Here is a 4,172-nt window from a genome sequence, read left to right on the forward strand (position 1 = left end):
CTGATGAGGGCGTAGGAACTCCCATCATCCCAGGTCAGCGGGCACCTCTTCTCATTTCGTCATCCACAGACCAACTACCGCGCGGTGGATCGAGGTTCAGGAGTAGCTGGCCTTTGGTTTTTGTCAGCCATGAGACTCTGCCTCAGAAGAGATCCACCGCGGGCCAGTCGGAGATGTGGTCAACTATCGTCCACATGAGGCTGTCGAGGTCGGTGCGCATCGTGTCGAGCTCAGCGTCGTTACGGGTGTTCACGAGCACCGCCCATCCCTTTCCGCTGCTGGTGCGGACCATGACCGATGCGGTGCCGGGAACATCGCCAGCGTGCCACCGGTTGCCTGCCGCGTTGGTGGCCCACCCTTTTGCGTATCCGCTGGCGCCGGCGGTTGTCGGTGTGCACATAGTCGTGATGGAGCCCGCCGACAGCAGGTCTGGCTTGGTGGGGAAGCCGTCCACGCGTACGAGGAAGCGCATCAGGTCGGTAGGCGATGCAGTCCAGCCGCCATGGGCGTCCATCCGGGAGATGCGTATGCCATATGGGCTGACTGCACCCTGCTGCAGGTATATGACCTCGTTGGTGCGCCGGTCGGCCAGGGTGTCGCCTGCGATGTGCATGTCGGTGATCCCGCAGGGGCTCAGCACGTGTAGGCGGACGGCGTCCGTGTAAGGGAGTCCGGTCACTGCTTCGATGACCCGGCCCAGCAAGCAGTACCCGAAGTTGAGATACTCGAAGGTCGTCCCAGGCATGTGCTTGAGAGGCTCGGCGTCCAGCATCCGGTCAATAAGCTGCCCCTGCGTCAGCTCAAGGTGCTGGAACATTGGGTCCTGCGACCGTGCCCATCCGCTGGTGTGTTCCAGGAGATGCTGAACGGTGATTTGGTCGATACCTGGACGGTAGGGCTGTGTGCCGAACCTGGTGCCCAGGATGCCAGCCGACCCGAGGACGCCGTCGCTGAGGCGGAGTTGCCCCAGCTCGATCAGGCGGAAGACGGCGACGGCCGTGATGGGCTTGCTGACGCTGGCGATACGGAAAAGATGTCCCGGAGTGACGGGTTCGTTCGTCGCCGGGTCCGTAGCGCCAAATCCCCTAACGAAGACCAGACGGCCCTGGTCGGTGAGAGCCACAGAGGCGCCCGGTACGCCATGGCGTGTCATGAATCCCATTACCGTGCTGTGGACGAGGGTTTCGTCACCGTCGCTGAGGCTGGGCTTGTTCAGCACCGGAAAATGGTTCCCCCTACCTCATGGGCCACGGCTTCAGCCACATCGAACCAGGCCACGTTGTACCGGTCAGCCTGCCCGTGCGTGACGTGCCACCTGTTCATGTTGCAGTCAAGAAGGAAGGCACTGAGATACATCGACCACACCAAGCCGCCGGCGCTGTTCCTGAAGAACACGTTGTTGGTCATGCCGTAGGGTTCGCCGTTGAGGCCCCGCCCGGTACGCCATCCATGTGATGTGGCCAGGTAATCAAGGTTGACGACGACGAGCGGCCTGCCAGTTTGCGGGTCGTTCAGTTTCATCGCCGTGATTGTCAGGTTATCGAGTGTGCCCACCGGCTGATGGTCGGCGGTGAACAGTTGGCCGGTGAACGCCCACGTCTTGACCGCTGCATTTACGGTGGGAGCGAGATCTTGCGTTTGCCCCAGTCCGAAAAACTTGGCGACTGTGGAATCCAGGTCGAGCTCTTGAGTGTGGGGGCTCGCCCCGTTTGCCGGGACAATCTCATAGTCACACAGTGCGAGCGGCTGCTCCTTCGTGTAACTCTGCCTTTGTGCCTGACTGGTCATCTCTTGAATCTCCTTGCCTGTGGATCGTGGCCCCCGCGTGAACTGGCAAGCACCAACCACGCAAAAGCGCGTACTTAAACCAGCCTGCTCGCCATCGAACCCGCACGCATCCGCAGTAGGCCGTTTGGGTGAACAGGGTGGGGCGGCATCCGGTCGCGGGCCTCTGACGAAGGAGCGGATACGGACCGGCGCCAGCGCGGGTCTCAGACGCCACACCAGGCCAGCCGCAGCGAAGTGGGATCATGGACTCGGGCGCGGGGGCGCACCCGAGCAGTGAAGGACCCCCGCCGTGGGACGCCCCGACAAAGCCGCGCGTGCGGCCATCGCGCGCCGCCGCTCGGACGCCATCGATCTACGTCTCGCCGGCGTGGACTGGTTGACGATCGCCCGCAAGCTCGCCGCCGACCCGACCGTCAACTCTGACGGCATCGCCTACCCGCAGGGCTACGGAGTCGATCGGTACCGAAAGAACCAGGACCCGCCCACCAACGAGGCCCTGATTCACGCTGCCTGCCGGGATGTCCGCACCGCACTCGCCGACCGCCGCGCCGAACTCAACGACGACGTAGACGAGTTGCGCGCACTGGAAGCCGACCGCCTCGACCGGCTGTTCTTCGTCGCCTACAAGAAAGCCGTCCGCGACCAGGACCTAGCCGCCATCGACCGCACCCTGCGGATCATGGAGCGCCGCGCACGGCTGCTCGGCCTCGACATGCCCGTCCGCACGGAACTGTCCGGCCCCGACGGCGGACCGGTCCAGGTCGAAAACGTGACCGTCGACGAACTCGACGCCCTGATCGCGCTCACCGATCCGGACGCCGGATGACCCCGCGCGACCACGAAAGCGTCATAGCCCACTACAAGACCCTTCCACCGGCGCAGCGCCGCACCATCGCACGGGCCGCATCGCCCACGCTGCGCGCCGAGTTGATGCGCGTCGAACGCAAACTCGCCATGGACCGCTCGCCAGGTGCACTCGCCGCCGTCCTCACCGGCGGGCGTGAGATGCAGGCCCCGCACCTGGATCTCATCGACCAGGCGTTCATCGACATGGCCGCAGGCCGATGCGACCGCGTCATGCTGACCATGCCCCCACGGCACGGCAAGAGCCGCCGCGCCTCCCGCTGGGCACCCCTCTGGTACCTGCGGCGCAACCCCGGCCACCGCATGATGATCGCCAGCTACTCCGCCGACCTGGCTGACGACCACGGCCGGTGGATCAGGGACGCCATCAACACCTGGGGCGACGACCTCGGGATCCAGCTCAAGGCAGGCAGTCAGGCCGCCAACCGCTTCGACATCGTCGGCGGCGAAGGCGGACTCCTCGCAGCCGGTATCGGCGGCGGCCTCACCGGACGCGGCGCACACATCGCCATCGTCGACGACCCGGTCAAGGACATGGCCGACGCCGACAGCCCCACCATGCGCAAGCGCGCCTGGGACTGGTGGACCTCCGTACTGCAGACCCGACTCGAACCCGTCGGCGCCATCTGCCTCATCCAGACCCGATGGCACGAAGACGACCTCGCCGGACGCATCCTCGCCACCGAGCGCGACGCCTGGCGCGTCATTGACCTGCCCGCCATCGCCGACAGCCTCGACGACCCGCTCGGCCGCGCTCCTGGCGAGGCGCTGTGGCCCGAACGCTTCGACGTCACCCATCACGCCAAAACCCGCAAGCGAGTTGGCGAACGCGTCTGGGCCGCCCTCTACTTGCAGAAGCCCCGGCCGCCGGAGGGAGGCGTCTGGAGGCGGGAGTGGATCGAGACCGCTCGTATCAACGCCGTCCAGTTCTCTGGCCTCGACATGGCGCGCATCGTCGTCGCCGTCGACCCCGCCGGCGGAGAGTCCACGGTCGGCGACGAGACGGGCGTCATCGGCGTCGGCCGCGACTTCGACCGGCAGCTGTACGTCCTCGCCGACCGATCCGGCTCCATGGGCGCCAACGACTGGGGCCTGGCCGCATGCCGTCTCGCCCTTGAACTCAAGGCCGATGCGATCGTGGTCGAGAAGAACTACGGCGGAGACATGGCGCGGCAGATCGTCACCCAGGCATGGGAGCAGCTACGCCGCAAGGACCTGACCAAGGGCCTGCTCATGCCCATGATCCTCGAGGTCACCGCCAAGGTCGGCAAACGCCTGCGCGCCGCACCCGTCGCCCAGCTCTACGAACAGCAACTCGTTCACCACGTCGGCGAATACCCCGACCTTGAGGGCCAGATGGTGACCTGGGTTGAGGGAATGGGCAGCCCTGACCGCATGGACGCCGCCGTTCACGGACTGACCGAACTAGGGCCTGTGTGGAGTTGTGATCAAGACTGTGATCCGAGGTGTCGGATCCAGAGGAGGCCGGCGCATAATTCGAGTCCGGCCTGGTAGCTTTC

At 65.5% G+C, this 4,172-nt stretch carries 4 protein-coding genes; 2 read left to right on the forward strand and 2 right to left on the reverse strand.

The annotated features are described in order from the left end of the window. Nucleotides 1–142 precede the first annotated feature (142 nt). Nucleotides 143–1,219 (reverse strand): serine hydrolase domain-containing protein, encoded by a 1,077-nt coding sequence (locus M2271_RS42235; RefSeq protein ID WP_280892785.1) that lies wholly within the window; start codon nt 1,217–1,219, stop codon nt 143–145. After that, nucleotides 1,213–1,788 carry a hypothetical protein gene (locus tag M2271_RS42240; protein WP_280892786.1) on the reverse strand — a complete coding sequence of 192 codons (576 nt, stop codon included), beginning with the start codon at nt 1,786–1,788 and terminating at the stop codon, nt 1,213–1,215. Before M2271_RS42240 ends, M2271_RS42235 begins: the two co-directional genes overlap by 7 nt. Nucleotides 1,789–2,077: 289 nt before the next feature. Here M2271_RS42240 and M2271_RS42245 point away from each other — a divergent pair, with 289 nt between their 5' ends. Together M2271_RS42245 and M2271_RS42250 are read left to right on the forward strand one after the other, a co-directional pair. After that, nucleotides 2,078–2,614: a hypothetical protein gene (locus tag M2271_RS42245; RefSeq protein WP_280892787.1), complete on the forward strand. Its 537-nt coding sequence runs from the start codon at nt 2,078–2,080 to the stop codon at nt 2,612–2,614. Next, nucleotides 2,611–4,167: a terminase family protein gene (locus M2271_RS42250; protein WP_280892788.1), complete on the forward strand. Its 1,557-nt coding sequence runs from the start codon at nt 2,611–2,613 to the stop codon at nt 4,165–4,167. Before M2271_RS42245 ends, M2271_RS42250 begins: the two co-directional genes overlap by 4 nt. Nucleotides 4,168–4,172 lie beyond the last annotated feature (5 nt).

Origin of the sequence: Streptomyces sp. LBL, assembly GCF_029893585.1 — a bacterium.
Classification (GTDB): Bacteria; Actinomycetota; Actinomycetes; order Streptomycetales; family Streptomycetaceae; genus Streptomyces.